At 71.1% G+C, this 15,817-nt stretch carries 17 protein-coding genes; 8 read left to right on the top strand and 9 right to left on the bottom strand.

Annotated elements, in window-relative coordinates; genetic code table 11:
* Window positions 1-113 precede the first annotated feature (113 nt).
* The gene (locus ACZ7L4_RS30205; protein WP_356387178.1) at window positions 114-458 is read left to right on the top strand and encodes a WhiB family transcriptional regulator; all 345 of its coding nucleotides are present in this window, start codon (window positions 114-116) and stop codon (window positions 456-458) included.
* 42 nt (window positions 459-500) lie between these two features.
* Here ACZ7L4_RS30205 and bagB read toward each other — a convergent pair whose 3' ends face one another.
* On the bottom strand, window positions 501-1,790 hold the full coding sequence (gene bagB / locus ACZ7L4_RS30200; RefSeq protein WP_472107579.1) for an ATPase BagB: 1,290 nt from the start codon (window positions 1,788-1,790) through the stop codon (window positions 501-503).
* A 12-nt stretch (window positions 1,791-1,802) separates the two neighbouring features.
* Window positions 1,803-2,762, bottom strand: coding sequence for an ATPase BagA (bagA, locus tag ACZ7L4_RS30195; protein WP_472107577.1), 960 nt, complete (start codon window positions 2,760-2,762; stop codon window positions 1,803-1,805).
* An 85-nt stretch (window positions 2,763-2,847) separates the two neighbouring features.
* Between bagA and ACZ7L4_RS30190 the strand changes: the two genes are divergently transcribed.
* From ACZ7L4_RS30190 to ACZ7L4_RS30175, 4 genes are all read left to right on the top strand, one after another.
* Window positions 2,848-3,012, top strand: a complete 165-nt coding sequence (locus tag ACZ7L4_RS30190; protein ID WP_073494871.1) for a DUF4177 domain-containing protein — start codon at window positions 2,848-2,850, stop codon at window positions 3,010-3,012.
* Window positions 3,009-3,479: a RidA family protein gene (locus ACZ7L4_RS30185; protein ID WP_356387189.1), complete on the top strand. Its 471-nt coding sequence runs from the start codon at window positions 3,009-3,011 to the stop codon at window positions 3,477-3,479. The genes ACZ7L4_RS30190 and ACZ7L4_RS30185 overlap by 4 nt, the downstream gene beginning before the upstream one ends.
* Before the next feature lie 119 nt (window positions 3,480-3,598).
* Window positions 3,599-4,483, top strand: coding sequence for an NUDIX hydrolase (locus tag ACZ7L4_RS30180; RefSeq protein ID WP_472107575.1), 885 nt, complete (start codon window positions 3,599-3,601; stop codon window positions 4,481-4,483).
* Window positions 4,480-5,310 (top strand): MBL fold metallo-hydrolase, encoded by an 831-nt coding sequence (locus tag ACZ7L4_RS30175; protein WP_472107573.1) that lies wholly within the window; start codon window positions 4,480-4,482, stop codon window positions 5,308-5,310. Before ACZ7L4_RS30180 ends, ACZ7L4_RS30175 begins: the two co-directional genes overlap by 4 nt.
* On the opposite strand, the gene ACZ7L4_RS30170 is transcribed toward ACZ7L4_RS30175, so the two are convergent.
* Window positions 5,307-6,230, bottom strand: coding sequence for a sigma-70 family RNA polymerase sigma factor (locus ACZ7L4_RS30170; RefSeq protein ID WP_472107571.1), 924 nt, complete (start codon window positions 6,228-6,230; stop codon window positions 5,307-5,309). The genes ACZ7L4_RS30175 and ACZ7L4_RS30170 overlap by 4 nt on opposite strands.
* Window positions 6,231-6,307: 77 nt before the next feature.
* Window positions 6,308-6,982 (bottom strand): Crp/Fnr family transcriptional regulator, encoded by a 675-nt coding sequence (locus ACZ7L4_RS30165; protein ID WP_356387200.1) that lies wholly within the window; start codon window positions 6,980-6,982, stop codon window positions 6,308-6,310.
* Window positions 6,983-7,413: 431 nt separating this feature from the next.
* On the opposite strand from ACZ7L4_RS30165, the gene nth reads away from it, so the two are divergent.
* The 3 genes from nth to ACZ7L4_RS30150 all read left to right on the top strand — a co-directional run bounded on the left by nth (window position 7,414) and on the right by ACZ7L4_RS30150 (window position 10,343).
* Entirely contained in the window at window positions 7,414-8,274 is an 861-nt protein-coding gene (nth, locus tag ACZ7L4_RS30160) for an endonuclease III (RefSeq protein ID WP_472107569.1), read from the top strand.
* 50 nt (window positions 8,275-8,324) lie between these two features.
* A complete protein-coding gene (locus ACZ7L4_RS30155; protein WP_472107567.1) occupies window positions 8,325-9,071 on the top strand; it encodes an NUDIX hydrolase in 747 nt (248 codons plus the stop codon).
* 72 nt (window positions 9,072-9,143) lie between these two features.
* Window positions 9,144-10,343, top strand: a complete 1,200-nt coding sequence (locus tag ACZ7L4_RS30150; RefSeq protein WP_472107565.1) for a MarP family serine protease — start codon at window positions 9,144-9,146, stop codon at window positions 10,341-10,343.
* 12 nt (window positions 10,344-10,355) lie between these two features.
* Here the strand turns inward: ACZ7L4_RS30150 and ACZ7L4_RS30145 are convergent, their stop codons facing one another.
* From ACZ7L4_RS30145 to acs, 5 genes are all read right to left on the bottom strand, one after another.
* On the bottom strand, window positions 10,356-10,541 hold the full coding sequence (locus ACZ7L4_RS30145; RefSeq protein WP_351334445.1) for a hypothetical protein: 186 nt from the start codon (window positions 10,539-10,541) through the stop codon (window positions 10,356-10,358).
* Window positions 10,542-10,668: 127 nt separating this feature from the next.
* Window positions 10,669-11,622, bottom strand: coding sequence for an alpha/beta fold hydrolase (locus ACZ7L4_RS30140; RefSeq protein ID WP_472107563.1), 954 nt, complete (start codon window positions 11,620-11,622; stop codon window positions 10,669-10,671).
* Complete coding sequence (locus ACZ7L4_RS30135) at window positions 11,619-12,128, bottom strand: phage holin family protein (RefSeq protein ID WP_472107561.1); 510 nt, start codon at window positions 12,126-12,128, stop codon at window positions 11,619-11,621. The genes ACZ7L4_RS30140 and ACZ7L4_RS30135 overlap by 4 nt, the downstream gene beginning before the upstream one ends.
* 79 nt (window positions 12,129-12,207) lie before the next feature.
* Entirely contained in the window at window positions 12,208-13,611 is a 1,404-nt protein-coding gene (nhaA, locus tag ACZ7L4_RS30130) for a Na+/H+ antiporter NhaA (RefSeq protein ID WP_472107559.1), read from the bottom strand.
* Window positions 13,612-13,817: 206 nt separating this feature from the next.
* Window positions 13,818-15,773, bottom strand: coding sequence for an acetate--CoA ligase (acs, locus tag ACZ7L4_RS30125; RefSeq protein ID WP_472107557.1), 1,956 nt, complete (start codon window positions 15,771-15,773; stop codon window positions 13,818-13,820).
* Window positions 15,774-15,817: the final 44 nt, after the last annotated feature.

The following is a 15,817-nucleotide window of genomic DNA, read 5'->3' as shown; positions in this document are numbered from 1 at the left end:
GCCCGAAGGGGGTGTTGCGCTGTGCCCACCTTCCGTAACGTCCTCAACTGGCGGCGGTGAATATGCCGCTGCCGCCGTGGGGGAGCCTCGATTCGGGAGAGGACGGCGCCGGTATGGGCTGGGTAGTCGACTGGAGTGCGCAGGCGGCCTGCCGCACTACCGATCCGGACGAACTGTTCGTTCAAGGAGCAGCGCAGAACCGGGCGAAGGCGGTGTGCACGGGATGCCCCGTGCGGACCGAGTGCCTGGCGGACGCGCTGGACAATCGCGTCGAGTTCGGCGTGTGGGGTGGCATGACGGAGCGGGAGCGCCGCGCGTTGCTGCGCAGGCGTCCGACGGTCACCTCGTGGCGCAGGTTGCTCGAGACGGCGCGTACGGAGTACGAGCGCGGCGCGGGCCTGCTGCCCGTGGAACTGGAGAACGACGAGACGTACGAGAGGTACGCGGCCGTCGGATAGACGGATCGCCGCGCAGCACCGGTCACATCGACCACGTACGGCTCATGAAGCTGCTCCGGCCGGAGTGCCACCGGCCGCGAGCCGTTCTCCGATGTCCCTCAGGCCTGCCAGGTCGTGCACGTCACCGGGCAGGGCCGCGACCTCGGTCACGGCGACCTCGGGATGCAGCGCGGTGAAGCGGTCACGCGTGCGCTGTTCGCGCGCGACCACCTGCATGCGCTCGGCGTGCAACCGCAGGAGCCCCGCGGTCAGTTGTTCCATGCTGGGCTCGGCCGTGGGGTCGGAACCTGATGTTTCGGGGGATGCCTCGATGGGCGCTTCGGATGCCTCGGGGGGTGCCTCGGGAGTGGCACGACCCTCTTCCTTCCCGCCCGTCTGATCCACAATGCGGCGCTCGTCAAGATTTTCTGCGGCGGCAAGCGCCCGCTCGGCGGACAGCCGGCTCGCGCCGCTGCCGTGCACCCGGTTCAGTACGAGCCCGGCCAGCGGCATCTTCTCGGCGGCCAGGCGCTCCACGAAGTACGCGGCCTCGCGCAGCGCGTCCCGCTCGGGCGCGGCGACCACGAGGAACGCGGTGCCGGGCGCCTGCAGCAGCTTGTACGTGGCGTCCGCGCGGGTGCGGAAGCCGCCGAACGTCGTGTCCATCGCGGCCACGAACGTCTGCACGTCGCGCAGGAGTTGACCGCCGAGCAGCTTGCCGAGGGTGCCGGTCATCATCGACATCCCGACGTTCAGGAACTTCATCCCCGCGCGCCCGCCGACCTTCGCGGGCGCCATGAGCAGCCGGATGAGCTTTCCGTCGAGGAAGGAGCCGAGCCGGGTCGGCGCGTCCAGGAAGTCGAGCGCGGAGCGCGAGGGCGGGGTGTCGACGACGATCAGGTCCCACTCGTCGCGGGACCTGAGCTGCCCCAGCTTCTCCATCGCCATGTACTCCTGCGTGCCCGCGAAGCCCGCCGAGAGCGACTGGTAGAAGGGGTTGGAGAGGATCGCCTTCGCGCGCTCCTCGTCCGCGTGCGCCTCGACGATCTCGTCGAACGTGCGCTTCATGTCGAGCATCATCGCGTGCAGCTCGCCGCCCGAGCCGTTGTCGATGTCCTTCACCCGGCGCGGGGTGTTGTCCAGCGAGTCGATGCCCATGGACTGGGCGAGCCTGCGGGCCGGGTCGATGGTGAGGACGACGACCTTGCGGCCGCGCTCGGCGGCGCGCAGGCCGAGGGCGGCGGCCGTGGTGGTCTTGCCGACCCCGCCGCTGCCGCAGCACACCACGATGCGGGTGGCCGGGTCGTCGAGCAGCGGGTCGACATCGAGCGAGGCACGCGGATCCAGCGTCATCGAAACGGTCCCCTAAATCCCTTGCTGTCGCAGTTCCTCGGCGAGCGTGTAGAGCCCGGAGAGGTCCATGCCCTCGGTGAGCAAGGGCAGTTCGTGCAGCGGGAGGCCCGCCGCGGCGAGCTGGTCGCGCTGGGCGCGCTCCAGGGCGTAGCGCTCGGCGTACTCCCCGGCCTGCGCGAGCAGCGGGCCGACGAGCCGCTTGGCGCTGCCGAGCCCGGCGGCCGCGAGGGCCTCGGTGACCGCGGGACGGACCTCGCCGTCGGAGGTCAGCGCCAGGGCGGGTTCCCCGAGAAGCGCGGGTCGCACCATGTTCACCATGATCCGTCCCACCGGGAGCTTCGCGGCGCGCAGTTCGGCGACCCCGTCGAGGGTCTCCTGCACCGGCATCTCCTCCAGGAGGGTCACCAGGTGCACCGCGGTCTCGCGGGACTTGAGGACGCGCATCACGGCCTGCGCCTGATTGTGTATCGGGCCCATCTTGGCGAGCCCGGCCACCTCGTCGTTCACGTTCAGGAACCGGGTGATGCGGCCCGTGGGCGGCGCGTCCATCACCACGTAGTCGTACACGTACCGGCCCTGCTTGTCCTTGCGGCGGACGGCCTCGCAGGCCTTGCCGGTCAGGAGCACGTCCCGCAGTCCTGGCGCGATGGTGGTCGCGAAGTCGATCGCGCCCAGCTTCTTCAGGGCGCGGCCCGCGCCGCCCAGCTTGTAGAACATCTGGAGGTAGTCGAGCAGCGCCAGTTCGGGATCGATGGCGAGGGCGAAGACCTCCCCGCCGTCCGGCGCGACGGCGATCTTGCGCTCCTCGTAGGGGAGCGCCTCCGTCTCGAAGAGCTGTGCGATCCCTTGTCTGCCCTCGACCTCCACGAGGAGAGTGCGCTTGCCCTCGGTCGCGAGGGCGAGCGCGAGCGCGGCGGCGACCGTGGTCTTTCCGGTCCCGCCCTTGCCGCTGACGACCTGGAGCCTGCTCACGTATTCGAGCCTAACCAGAACGTCCGACATCCACGCAGCAGCCTCCGGAACGTCTCGGCCACGCGCGGCGGATACAGTCGGGCCCATGGCAAAGAAGTGGGAATACGCGACCGTGCCGCTCCTCGTGCACGCGACGAAGCAGATCCTGGACACCTGGGGCGAGGACGGCTGGGAGCTGGTCCAGGTCGTGCCGGGGCCGAACAACCCCGAGCAGCTGGTGGCGTACCTGAAGCGCGAGAAGCAAGCATGAGCGGCGTCGTCGACGCGCGGCTCGCTGAGCTGGGCCTGACCCTGCCGCCCGTCGTTCCGCCGGTCGCCGCGTACCAGCCGGCCGTGCAGTCCGGCGTGTACGTGTACACGGCGGGTCAGCTGCCCATGGTCGACGGCAAGCTGCCGCTGACCGGCAAGGTCGGCGACGAGGTCACCGACGAGCAGGCCAAGGACCTGGCCCGCACCTGCGCGCTGAACGCGCTGGCGGCGGTGAAGTCCGTCGCCGGTGACCTGGACCGCATCGCGCGTGTCGTGAAGGTCGTCGGCTTCGTGGCCTCCGCCACCGACTTCACCGGTCAGCCCGGCGTCATCAACGGCGCGAGCGAGCTGCTCGGCGAGGTCCTCGGCGACAAGGGCGTGCACGCGCGCAGCGCCGTCGGCGTGGCCGTGCTGCCGCTGGACGCGCCGGTCGAGGTCGAGATCCAGGTGGAGCTCACCGAGGCGTGAGCCGCTGATGTGCGCCTACGCGCGTGTGCGTGCGCGTAGGCCGTGTTTCCGGGAGGCCGTCCGATCTTGGTTTCGGGCGGCCTCTCGAACATCCTGGCGTCACCGGTTAGCCTCCGGCCATGGCAAATGGGCAGTGGTATCCCCCCGAGTGGCCGGAACGCATCCGTGCCCTCACCGACGGCACGCTCACGCCCGCGACGCCGCGCAGGGCGGCGACCGTGATGCTGCTCAGAGACGCCGAAGGCGTCGAGGTGCACATGCTCCGCAGACGTACGTCGATGAAGTTCGCGGCCGGTGCCTACGCGTATCCGGGCGGCGGCGTCGACCCCCGCGACGACGACAGGCTCGTCCGCTGGGCGGGACCCACGCGCGCGGAGTGGGCCGAGCGGCTCGGGGTGCCGGAGCCGGAGGCCCAGGCGATCGTCTGCGCCGCCGTGCGGGAGACCTTCGAGGAGGCGGGCGTGCTGCTCGCCGGGCCCACCCCGGACACCGTCGTCGACGACACGACGGGTGAGCGGTGGCAGGCCGACCGGCAGGCGCTGATCGACCGGGACCTGTCCTTCGCCGAGTTCCTGGACAGCCGCGGCCTGGTGCTGCGCTCCGACCTGCTCGGTGCGTGGGCCCGCTGGATCACCCCCGAGTTCGAACCGCGCCGCTACGACACGTGGTTCTTCGTGGCCGCGCTCCCGGCGGGCCAGCGCACCAGCGACGACTCCTCCGAGGCCGACCGCACGGTGTGGATCAGGCCGGGGCGGGCCGCGGCCGAGTACGACCGGGGCGAGCTGACGATGATGCCGCCGACGATCGCGACGCTGCGCACGCTCGCCGAGTACGCGCGCGTGGGCGACGCCCTGGGCGGGGCGGCGGGGCGTGATCTCACCCCCGTGCTCGCGCAGGCGCGCATGGAGGACGACGAGCTGGTGCTGTCCTGGCCGGGGCACGACGAGTTCACCAAGCACATCCCGACCGGGAAGAGCGAAAGCAACGGGGGAGCCTCCTCATGACCGAAGCCGCGGCCCTGCCAGGACAGCCCCGCGGTGGGGTCCTCTCGGGCCCCGCCACCGCCCGCGCGATCAACGTGCTGGCGCCCAACCCGTCCGCGATGACCCTCGACGGCACCAACACCTGGATCGTCGCCGAACCGGACAGCGACCTCGCCGTCGTGATCGACCCCGGCCCGCTGGACGACGAGCACCTGCGCGCCGTCATGGACGTCGCCGAGAAGGCGGGCAAGCGGGTCGCGCTCACGCTCCTCACGCACGGCCACCCGGACCACGCCGAAGGGGCGGGCCGGTTCGCCGAGTTGACCGGGACGAAGGTGCGGGCGCTCGACCCGGCGCTGCGGCTCGGCGACGAGGGGCTGGCCGCCGGTGACGTGATCAGAACGGGCGGCCTGGAGCTGCGCGTCGTACCGACGCCAGGACACACCGCGGACTCGCTGTGCTTCCATCTCCCGGCCGATCAGGCCGTGTTGACCGGGGACACCGTCCTCGGCCGCGGCACGACCGTGGTGGCCCATCCGGACGGCCGCCTGGGCGACTATCTGGACTCGCTGCGCCGGCTGCGGTCGCTGACGGTCGACGACGGGGTGCACACGGTGCTGCCCGGCCACGGTCCCGTGCTGGAGGACGCGCAGGGCGTGGTCGAGTTCTACCTGGCGCACCGCGCGGGCCGGCTCGCCCAGGTGGAGACGGCCGTCGAGGACGGGTACGTGTCCGCGCCCGACGTCGTGGCGCACGTGTACGCGGACGTGGACCGCTCGCTGTGGCCCGCGGCCGAGCTGAGCGTGCGGGCCCAGCTCGAGTACCTGCGCGAACACGGGCTGATTTAGGTCCCGTCCGGCCGGTCGGTCCAGGAGCCCTCGGTCTCCTGCGGCCATGTGATGTCGAGGGCGGCCAGGCGCGGCGGGTCCGCGATGATGTCGACGCCGGTGACCCTGCCGCCGCGGAACGTGAAGGCGAGCACCGCGACGACCTGGCCGCGGGGCGCCTGCACGATGCCGAGCCCGTCGCCGACGAACGCCGGGTACGCGGCCTGTGCCAGCTTTCCGTAGAACGCGGCCTGCTTGGCCACCGCGAGGCTGCCGCGCAGCAGTCCGGAGGCGGTGCCGGGGCCCGCGTCGACGCGCAACAGGACGTCCGGGTCGAGGAGTTCGAGCAGCGCCTCGAAGTCGCCCACGCGCGTGGCGGCCAGCCAGGCGTCGACGACCTCGCGCTGGCGGGCCACGGAGGTGTCGGGCGGCACGGTCGCGCCCTGCACCCGACGGCGCGCCCTGCTCGCCATCTGCCGGGTCGCGGCGGGGGTGCGCTCCACGATGGGCGCGAGCTCCTCGAACGGCACGGAGAACATGTCGTGCAGCACGAACGCGAGGCGTTCGGCGGGCGCGAGGGTGTCGAGCACGACGAGCAGCGCGAGCCCCACGGAGTCCGCGAGTTCGGCCTCGTGGACGGGGTCGGCGGGGCGGACCACCGGGTCGGGGACGTGGGTCTCGCCGGAGCCGTCCTCCAGAGGGTCCTCGCGGCGTGCCGTGCGGGTGCGCAGCATGTCCAGGCAGATCCGCCCGACGACGGTGGTCAGCCAGCCGCTCAGGTTCCGTACGTCGTCCGTCTCGGCGCGCTGCAGCCGCAGCCAGCCCTCCTGCACGGCGTCCTCGGCCTCGCTGAGCGAACCGAGCATCCGGTACGCCACCGAGCGCAGCCGCCCGCGCTCCTCCTCGAAACGGGTGACGAGCAGTTCGGCCGACTGTGTCATCGAGGGCTCCCCTTGGTACGGCGACGGGCCCCGCCACGAGGTGTGGCGGGACCCGTACACGTAGGCATGGTGCTTGGTCAGCGCGAGCGCTTCGCGAGGCGCTCCACGTCCAGGAGGATCACGGCGCGGGCCTCCAGGCGGAGCCAGCCGCGGCCCGCGAAGTCCGCGAGCGCCTTGTTGACCGTCTCGCGGGAGGCGCCGACCAGCTGGGCCAGCTCTTCCTGCGTCAGGTCGTGCACGACGTGGATGCCCTCCTCGGACTGCACGCCGAAGCGGCGCGACAGGTCGAGGAGCGCACGGGCCACACGGCCGGGCACATCGGAGAAGACCAGGTCGGACATCTGGTCGTTGGTCTTGCGCAGGCGCCGGGCGACGGCGCGCAGCAGCGCCGTGGCCACCTCGGGGCGGGCGCTCAGCCAGGGCTGGAGGTCGCCGTGGCCGAGGCCGAGCAGCTTGACCTCGGTGAGGGCGCTGGCGGTGGCGGTGCGCGGTCCCGGGTCGAACAGCGAGAGCTCGCCGATCAGCTCGCCGGGGCCGAGGACGGCGAGCATGTTCTCGCGCCCGTCGGGGGAAGTGCGGTGGAGCTTCACCTTGCCCTCGGTGACCACGTACAGGCGGTCTCCGGGGTCGCCCTCGTGGAACAGGGCGTCGCCGCGTGCGAGGGTCACCTCACTCATGGAGGCGCGGAGCTCCGCGGCCTGCTCGTCATCGAGCGCCGCGAAGAGCGGGGCGCGCCGCAGAACGTCGTCCACGAGTTTCTCTCCTATGTCGCCTGCATCGGGACCGGACCCGATCGAATCGACCGGATCGCCCCGGTTGTCGATCATTTCCACTGCCCATTTTGCCGGACGGTCCAAACAGTGTGATCAGTCACTCGTACACAAGTCTGCCGCACCCGCGCCACAACCCGAGGGGGAGGGGGCCAATCGTGGAGCGATCCGGCGGCTTCGGGGCGGATGTCAGTGCCGGGCTTTAGGCTGGCCGAGTGTTCAAAATGCCGGTGAGAGCGCAGGCGAAGGGGGTTGTGACGGTGGCGAGCGATCACGATTCCGCTGTGGGCGAACAGGCGCAGAAAGGTGCCCCCGAGGCCGTGACCAGGGGGCTGACCGCGGCCCCGGTGAGCGTGATCGGGACCGCGCCCGTACTCAAGTCCGTGTCCGTACAGGGGAAGGCCGCCTAGCCGATGTCCGCGCCCGCGAAGAAGACCGCCGCGAAGAAGACGGCTGCCCCGAAGAAGCCGGCTGCGAAGAAGGCCGCCGCACGGCCCGAGACGCACACCGGGCTCGTCCGGCGTGCCCGGAAGATCAACCGGGAGCTCGCGGAGGTGTACCCGTACGCCCACCCGGAGCTGGACTTCGAGAACCCCTTCCAGCTCCTGGTGGCGACGGTGATGTCGGCCCAGACCACGGACCTGCGGGTGAACCAGACGACGCCGGCCCTGTTCGCGAAGTACCCGACCCCCGAGGACCTGGCCGCGGCCAACCCGGAGGAGGTCGAGGAGCTGATCCGGCCGACCGGCTTCTTCCGCGCGAAGACGCGCTCGATCATGGGCCTGGCCAAGGCGCTGAGCGAGGACTTCGGCGGCGAGGTGCCCGGCCGCCTCGAGGACCTGGTCAAGCTGCCCGGCGTGGGCCGCAAGACGGCCTTCGTGGTGTTGGGGAACGCGTTCGGGAGGCCCGGCATCACCGTCGACACGCACTTCGGCCGCCTGGTGCGCCGCTGGAAGTGGACCGAGGAGACGGACCCCGACAAGGTCGAGGCGGCCGTCGGCGCGCTCTTCCCGAAGAGCGACTGGACCCAGCTCAGCCACAACGTGATCTTCCACGGCCGCCGCATCTGCCACGCCCGCAAGCCGGCCTGCGGCGCCTGCCCGATCGCCCCGCTCTGCCCGGCGTACGGGGAGGGCGAGACGGACCCGCAGAAGGCGGAGAAGCTGCTCAAGTACGAGAAGGGCGGCTTCCCCGGACAGCGCCTCAAGCCCCCGCAGTCCTACCTGGACGCGGGCGGCCTCCCGGCACCGCCCCTGTCCGGCCGGGAGGCATGACGGACCGCATCGGAGGGCAGCTTGGCCCAGCAGACCGCGAGGGGGCGGCGATGAAGCACGTGAGCGAGATCGGCGGGATGAGCGGCGGGGCGGAGGGGACGACAGGGGCGCACGGCGGCCCGCCCCCCTTCGACGTGACGCTCCGCACCGAGGGGCTGCCCGGCTGGCTGGACCCCGTGGCGCACGCCGCCGCCACCGTCCGCGGTGAGCAGCTCAGCCGCTTCCTGCCGCCCGAGAGCGGGGCGGGCCGGCAGTCCGCCGTGCTGATCCTGTTCGGCGAGGGGGAGCGCGGGCCCGAGCTGCTGCTCATGGAGCGCTCCGGCTCGCTCAGATCGCATGCCGGCCAGCCCTCCTTCCCCGGCGGCGCCCTCGACCCGCAGGACGGCGACCCGCTCGCCGACGGGCCGCTGCACGCGGCCCTGCGGGAGGCGTGGGAGGAGACAGGGCTCGACCCGGGCGGCGTCCAGCTCTTCGGCGTGCTGCCGAAGCTGTACATCCCGGTGAGCAGCTTCGTCGTCACGCCCGTACTGGGTTGGTGGCGGGTGCCCTCACCCGTCGCCGCGGTCGACCCGGCGGAGACGGCGCGCGTCTTCACGGTCCCCGTGGCGGATCTCACCGACCCGGCGAACCGGGCGACGACGGTCCACCCGAGCGGCCACAAGGGCCCGGCCTTCCTGGTGGAGTCGGCCCTGGTCTGGGGGTTCACCGCGGGCGTGATCGACCGGCTGCTGCACTACGCGGGGTGGGAGCGCCCCTGGGACCGATCGAAGACGGTCCCACTCGATTGGCGGTCGTGACAGGGTGGGCGCCGTGAATCAGGAGCACAGGCGGGCAGGGGCGGGGCGAGATGCAAGGCGGGGCGTGAATCGGTGAACGTGCTGGACTTCCTGCTGCTCGCCGCGGGCGCCTGGTTCGCGATCGTCGGCTACCGCCAGGGATTCGTCGTCGGCATCCTGTCGGTGATCGGCTTCCTCGGCGGCGGTCTCGTCGCGGTCTACGCGCTGCCTCTCCTGTGGGACGCGATCACCAGTGACGCGGAGGTCACCACGACCGCGGCGGTCGTCGCCGTCGTCGTCGTGATCGTCTGCGCCTCCGTCGGGCAGGCCTTCACCACGCACTTGGGCAACAAGCTGCGCAGATACATCACTTGGTCCCCGGCCCGCGCGCTCGACGCGACGGGCGGCGCGGTGGTCAACGTGGCGGCGATGCTCCTGGTCGCCTGGCTCATAGGCTCGGCCCTGGCCGGCACGACGCTGCCCACGCTCGGCAAGGAAGTACGCAGCTCGAAGGTGCTGCTGGGCGTCTCGCAGGCGCTGCCCACACAGGCGGACACCTGGTTCGCCGACTTCTCCTCGACCCTCGCGCAGAACGGGTTCCCGCAGGTCTTCAGCCCGTTCGCGAACGAGCCGATCGCCGACGTGAAGCCGCCGGACCCGGCGCTGGCGAACAGCCGGGTGGCGCTCAACGCGAAGCGTTCCATCGTCAAGGTCGTGGGCCAGGCGCCCAGTTGCGGCAAGGTCCTGGAGGGCACCGGCTTCGTCTTCTCCGACCGCCGCGTGATGACGAACGCGCATGTGGTCGGCGGCGTCGACGAACCCACCGTCCAGATAGGCGGCGAGGGCGTGAAGTACGACGCGAAGGTCGTGCTCTACGACTGGAAGCGCGACATCGCGGTCCTGGACGTGCCGGCCCTGAAGGCGCCCCCGCTCCAGTTCACGCAGACCGACGCGCAGCGCGGCGGCGGCGCGATCGTCGCGGGCTTCCCGGAGAACGGCGCGTACGACGTGCGCGCCGCGCGCGTACGCGGCCGCATCACGGCGAACGGCCCGGACATCTACCACCGCGGCACCGTGCGCCGCGACGTGTACTCGCTGTTCTCGACGGTCCGTCAGGGCAACTCCGGCGGACCGCTGCTCACCCCGAGCGGCCAGGTCTACGGCGTGGTGTTCGCCAAGTCCCTGGACGACTCCGAGACGGGTTACGCGCTGTCCGGGGACGAGATCCGCACCGACATCGCGCGGGGCCGTGCGGCGAACCAGCAGGTCGACACGGACGCCTGCGCGCTCTGACGGGTGCCGGGCTCAGCCCCGGCTGCCGTGCCGGATCCGCGCGGACACCCACCGGGCGCGGCGCCGCAGAATACGAGGAATGCCCAGCCGGGGATCGTGCGCCGACCAGCCGTCCGGCGCCCCCCTCTGGGGAGAGCCCAGCGTCATCGCTGGGCGGCGATTGCGTGCTGCGTCACTGTAGTCGTGCGTCCAGCCCATACCCCGACGTGTGCCCCTGCCCCATGGTCGGTAACCGCCCTCACGCTCCCCAAAATGGCGTATGCGCCGGGCAATTGGCCGTTCGAAGCACAGGTGTTCCCCCTGTCGTAACCGCAACAAACAGGGCTCACCGGTCCGGTTCGGGATCCTTCAGCCAGTTGACCAGTTCCTTGGAGAACGCGGCCGGATCCTCTTCGTGCGGGAAGTGGCCGAGGCCGTCGAAGAGGCGCCAGCGGTAGGGGGCCTCCACGTACTCGCCCGAGCCCGCCGCGCTGCGGGTGCGCATCACCGGGTCGAGGGAGCCGTGCACATGGAGCGTCGGCACCCGCACGGGGCGCTTCATCCGCCGGTTGAACTGGATCCCGTCGGGGCGCGCGAGGGAGCGCACCATCCACCGGTACGGCTCGATCGAGCAGTGCGCGGTCGACGGGATGCACATGGCCTGCCGATACGTCCGCACGGTGGCGTCGTCGGGCTGGTGCGGCCCCGACCAGTCGCGGACCAGCTTGCCCACCAACTCGCCGTCGTTCGCGAGGAGCTGCCGCTCGGGCAGCCAGGGGCGCTGGAACCCCCAGACGTACGAGCCGGAGCGCGACTGCCGGTAGTCCGCCAGCATCGCCGAGCGCCACCGGCGCGGATGCGGCATCGAGGAGACCACGAGCCGGCGCACCAGCTTGGGGCGCATCACGGCCGCGGTCCACGCGAGGTAGCCGCCGAGGTCGTGGCCGACGAGCGCCGCGTCGGGCTCACCGAGCGAGCGCACCACTCCCGTGATGTCGAGCGCGAGGTTCGCCGGGTCGTACCCCCGCGGCGTACGGTCGCTGCCGCCCACCCCGCGCAGGTCCATCGCCACGGCCCGGAAGCCCGCGTCGGCGAGCGCGGCGAGCTGGTGCCGCCACGTCCACCAGAACTGCGGGAAGCCGTGCAGCAGCAGGACCAGCGGCCCGTCGCCCATCTCCGCGATGTGGAAGCGCGCGCCGTTCGCCGCGACGTCCCGGTGGGTCAGCTTGTGCTCACCGGGGACGTCGAGGAGCACGAAGGATGCGGGCGGCTGGGCCGATGGAGTGGCAGGGTCCGTCATGAAGACGAGCGTGCCACAGCCTCGATGGCCTTCGTGTCACGGCCGTCCGCGGTCACCTCACGGGGGTGCGGCTTGGCGTTCTGCAGTACGCCCGCCGACTCCTTGAACGAGGCGGCGGTCTTCTGCGGCCCCTTGCCCTTCGCGGCCTTCTTGGCGAAGGCGACGCCGACGAGCGCGAGCAGCAGCGCGATGACCACGCTGGCGGCGAACGACAGCAGGAAGCACCAGGCCATGTTCCAGCCGCCGTCGCCGTTGAACCCGCCGGTCCACGCGTTGATCCCGTACGCGAGCGCGAAGCTCAGCATCGGCAGCGAGAAGGTGAGGACCACCCCCGCGGCCGCGAGTGCGCCGCCGCTGACGGCACCCCGCTTCACGTCCCGCTTCAGCTGCGCCTTGGCCAGCGCGATCTCGTCGTGCACCAGCGCGGACATCTCGGCCGTCGCCGATGCGAACAGCTGGCCGATGCTGCGTTCGGCGCCGACCGGGTTGTCGTCGGGTGCGCTCATCGCGTACTCCCCTGTTCTTCTGTGGCTGCTTCTTGTGCGCGCACTGTTCGTGCGCGTACCGGGCGGACTCTCCGTCAGATCATGCCGGACGCTCGTCCTCGCCGCCTGCCCCGGCCGCCACTTGCGCAAGCCTGCGGTGTTCCGCGGCCTTCTTCTCGTAGATCTCGGCCATCCGGAGGTGGTACTCCGGTTGCCCCTCTTCGTAGATGTCGGGGACGCCGGAGAGGTCCTCGTCCCGGTTCTCGGCCTCGTACAGGGTCCGGTACTTGGCGTTCCGGATCTTCAGGAGCACGCTGGAGATCACCGCCGCGATCAGCGAGCCCATGAGGACGGACGCCTTGATCTCGTCGGTCAGCAAGGGGTCGTCGGTGAAGGCGAGTTCCCCGATGAGCAGCGAGACCGTGAAGCCGATGCCGGCGAGCGAGGCCACCGCGAACACATCGGGCCAGGCCAGCTCGTCGGAGAGCGAGGCCTTGGTGAACCGGGCCGTCAGCCAGGTGCCGCCGAAGATGCCGAGCGCCTTGCCGACGACGAGACCGAGCACCACGCCGAGCGTCTCCGGCTGGCTGAACACATCGCCCAGCGCGCCGCCCGACACCGCGACCCCGGCACTGAACAGCGCGAACAGCGGCACCGCGAGCCCCGCCGAGAGCGGCCGCACCAGGTGCTCGATGTGCTCGCCGGGGGAGTGCTCCTCGCCGTCCTCGCGGTGGCAGCGCAGCATCAGGCCCATGGCGACACCGGCGATGGTGGCGTGCACGCCGCTGTTGTACATCAGCCCCCAGATGACCAGGGCCAGCGGTACGTAGATGTACCAGCCGCGCACCCGCTTCCTGAGCAGCAGCCAGAAGACGGCGAGGCCGAGGAACGCGCCGCCGAGCGCGGCGAAGTTCAGGTCGTCCGTGAAGAAGATCGCGATGATCAGGATCGCGAAGAGGTCGTCGACGACCGCGAGGGTCAGCAGGAACGCCCGCAGAGCGCTCGGCAGCGAGGTGCCGATGACGGCGAGGACGGCGAGCGCGAAGGCGATGTCGGTGGCGGTCGGCACCGCCCAGCCGGACATCGAGCCGCCGCCGAACGCGTTGACGACCACGTACACGAGCGCCGGTGTCGCCATTCCGCAGAGCGCGGCGATGACGGGCAGCGCGGCGGCCTTGGGGTCGCGCAGGTCGCCCGCGACGAGCTCGCGCTTGAGTTCCATGCCGGCGACGAAGAAGAAGATCGCGAGCAGTCCGTCGGCGGCCCAGTGCTCGATGGAGAGGTTCAGGCCGAGGGCGCTCGGGCCGATGTGGAAGTCGCTGACGGCCTCGTAGCTGTGGTGCAGGGCCGGGATGTTGGACCAGACGAGCGCGACGATCGCGGCCACGAGGAGCAGCACACCGCCGACGGTCTCCGTGCGCAGCGCGTCGGCGACGAAGGTGCGCTCGGGCAGGGAGAGCCGGCCGAGTGCCTTGCGGCCGGGCTTGTTCTTGGGCGCGCTCACGGGGGAAGACCTCCAGTCGGGTACGGCTGACTGCGTTGCCGACCAGACTTCCCGGCGCACCTGTTGGATCTTTGTCGCGTCCTTGACGCCACATTTACCCTACAGGGTGCTCCGGCCTGCTTGGTGATCATCACCTTATGCACGAAACGGGCACCCGGCGCGCTCGCCGGATGCCCGTCCCTGTGACCGCGTGGGTCGTCCGCGGATCAGTCCTCGCTGGACGCCGAGGGCAGTTCCGCCTGGATCAGGTCCATCACGGAGGAGTCGGCGAGCGTCGTGACGTCGCCCACCGCCCGGTTCTCCGCGACGTCGCGCAGCAGGCGGCGCATGATCTTTCCGGAGCGGGTCTTGGGCAGCTCGGCGACCGGCAGGATGCGCTTCGGCTTGGCGATCGGGCCGAGGGAGGTGCCCACGTGGTTGCGCAGGTCGGCCACCAGCGACTCGTCCTCCGCGTTCGCGCTGCCGCGCAGGATCACGAAGGCGACGATCGCCTGGCCGGTCGTCTCGTCGGCGGCGCCGACCACGGCGGCCTCGGCGACGGCCGGGTGCGAGACGAGCGCCGACTCGACCTCGGTGGTCGAGATGTTGTGCCCGGAGACGAGCATGACGTCGTCGACCCGGCCGAGCAGCCAGATGTCGCCGTCCTCGTCCTTCTTGGCGCCGTCACCGGCGAAGTACTTGCCCTCGAAGCGGGACCAGTACGTGTCGATGAACCGTTGGTCGTCGCCCCAGATGGTGCGCAGCATCGACGGCCACGGCTCGGTGAGGACCAGGTAGCCGCCGCCCCCGTTCGGCACCTCGTTCGCCTCGTCGTCGACGACCGTCGCCGAGATGCCCGGCAGCGCGCGCTGGGCGGAGCCCGGCTTGGCCTCGGTGACGCCCGGCAGCGGCGAGATCATGATCGCGCCGGTCTCGGTCTGCCACCAGGTGTCCACGACGGGGCACTTGTCGGCGCCGATGTTCTTCCGGTACCAGACCCAGGCCTCGGGGTTGATCGGCTCGCCCACGGAACCGAGCACCCGCAGGCTGCTCAGGTCGTACTTCGCGGGGATCTCGTCGCCCCACTTCATGAACGTGCGGATCGCGGTCGGCGCCGTGTAGAGGATCGAGACGCCGTACTTCTGCACGATCTCCCAGAAGCGGCCCTGGTGCGGGGTGTCCGGGGTGCCCTCGTAGATGACCTGCGTCGCGCCGTTCGAGAGCGGGCCGTACGTGATGTACGAGTGGCCGGTGACCCAGCCGATGTCGGCCGTGCACCAGTAGACGTCGGTCTCCGGCTTGAGGTCGAAGACGGCGTGGTGCGTGTAGCTGGCCTGCGTCAGGTAGCCGCCTGAGGTGTGCAGGATGCCCTTCGGCTTACCCGTCGTGCCCGACGTGTACAGGATGAAGAGCGGCTGCTCGGCGTCGAAGGCCTGCGGCGCGTGCTCGGTGGACTGGCGCCCGACCGTCTCGTGCCACCACAGGTCGCGGCCCTCGGTCCACGCCACGTCCTGCTTGGTGCGCTGCACGACGAGGACCTTCTCGACGGACACACGGGTCAGCGCCTCGTCGACCGCGGGCTTGAGCGCGGACGGCTTGCCGCGCCGGTAGCCGCCGTCGGAGGTGATGACGACCTTGGCGTCGGCGTCCTCGATGCGCTTGGCGATGGCGTCGGCCGAGAAGCCGCCGAAGACGACGGAGTGCGCGGCGCCGATGCGCGCGCAGGCGAGCATCGAGATGACGGCTTCCGGGATCATCGGCAGGTAGACGGCGACCCGGTCACCGGCCTGGACGCCCAGCTCCGTCAGGGCGTTCGCGGCCCGGCTGACCTCGTCCTTGAGCTCGGCGTAGGTGATCGCGCGGCTGTCGCCGGGCTCGCCCTCGAAGTGGATCGCGACCCGGTCGCCGTTCCCGGCCTCCACGTGCCGGTCGACGCAGTTGTACGCGACGTTGAGCTTGCCGTCCTTGAACCACTTGGCGAACGGCGGGTTCGTCCAGTCGAGGGTCTCGGTCGGCTCGGTGTCCCAGCTGAGGCGGCGGGCCTGCTCGGCCCAGAAGCCGAGCCGGTCAGCCTTGGCCTGCTCGTACGCCTCGGCCGTGACGTTGGCGTTCGCGGCCAGGTCAGCGGGCGGCGCGAAGCGTCGCTCCTCCTTAAGAAGGTTGGCCAGGCTTTCGTTGCTCACGACGCTTCTCCCATGCAGTGTTTGTGTCGGAGGCGACCGTTGTG

The sequence above is a fragment of the Streptomyces sp. NPDC107575 genome, assembly GCF_055657265.1.
Note: the sequence above shows the minus strand (reverse complement) of the source record. Positions and strands in the feature narration are given on the sequence as shown.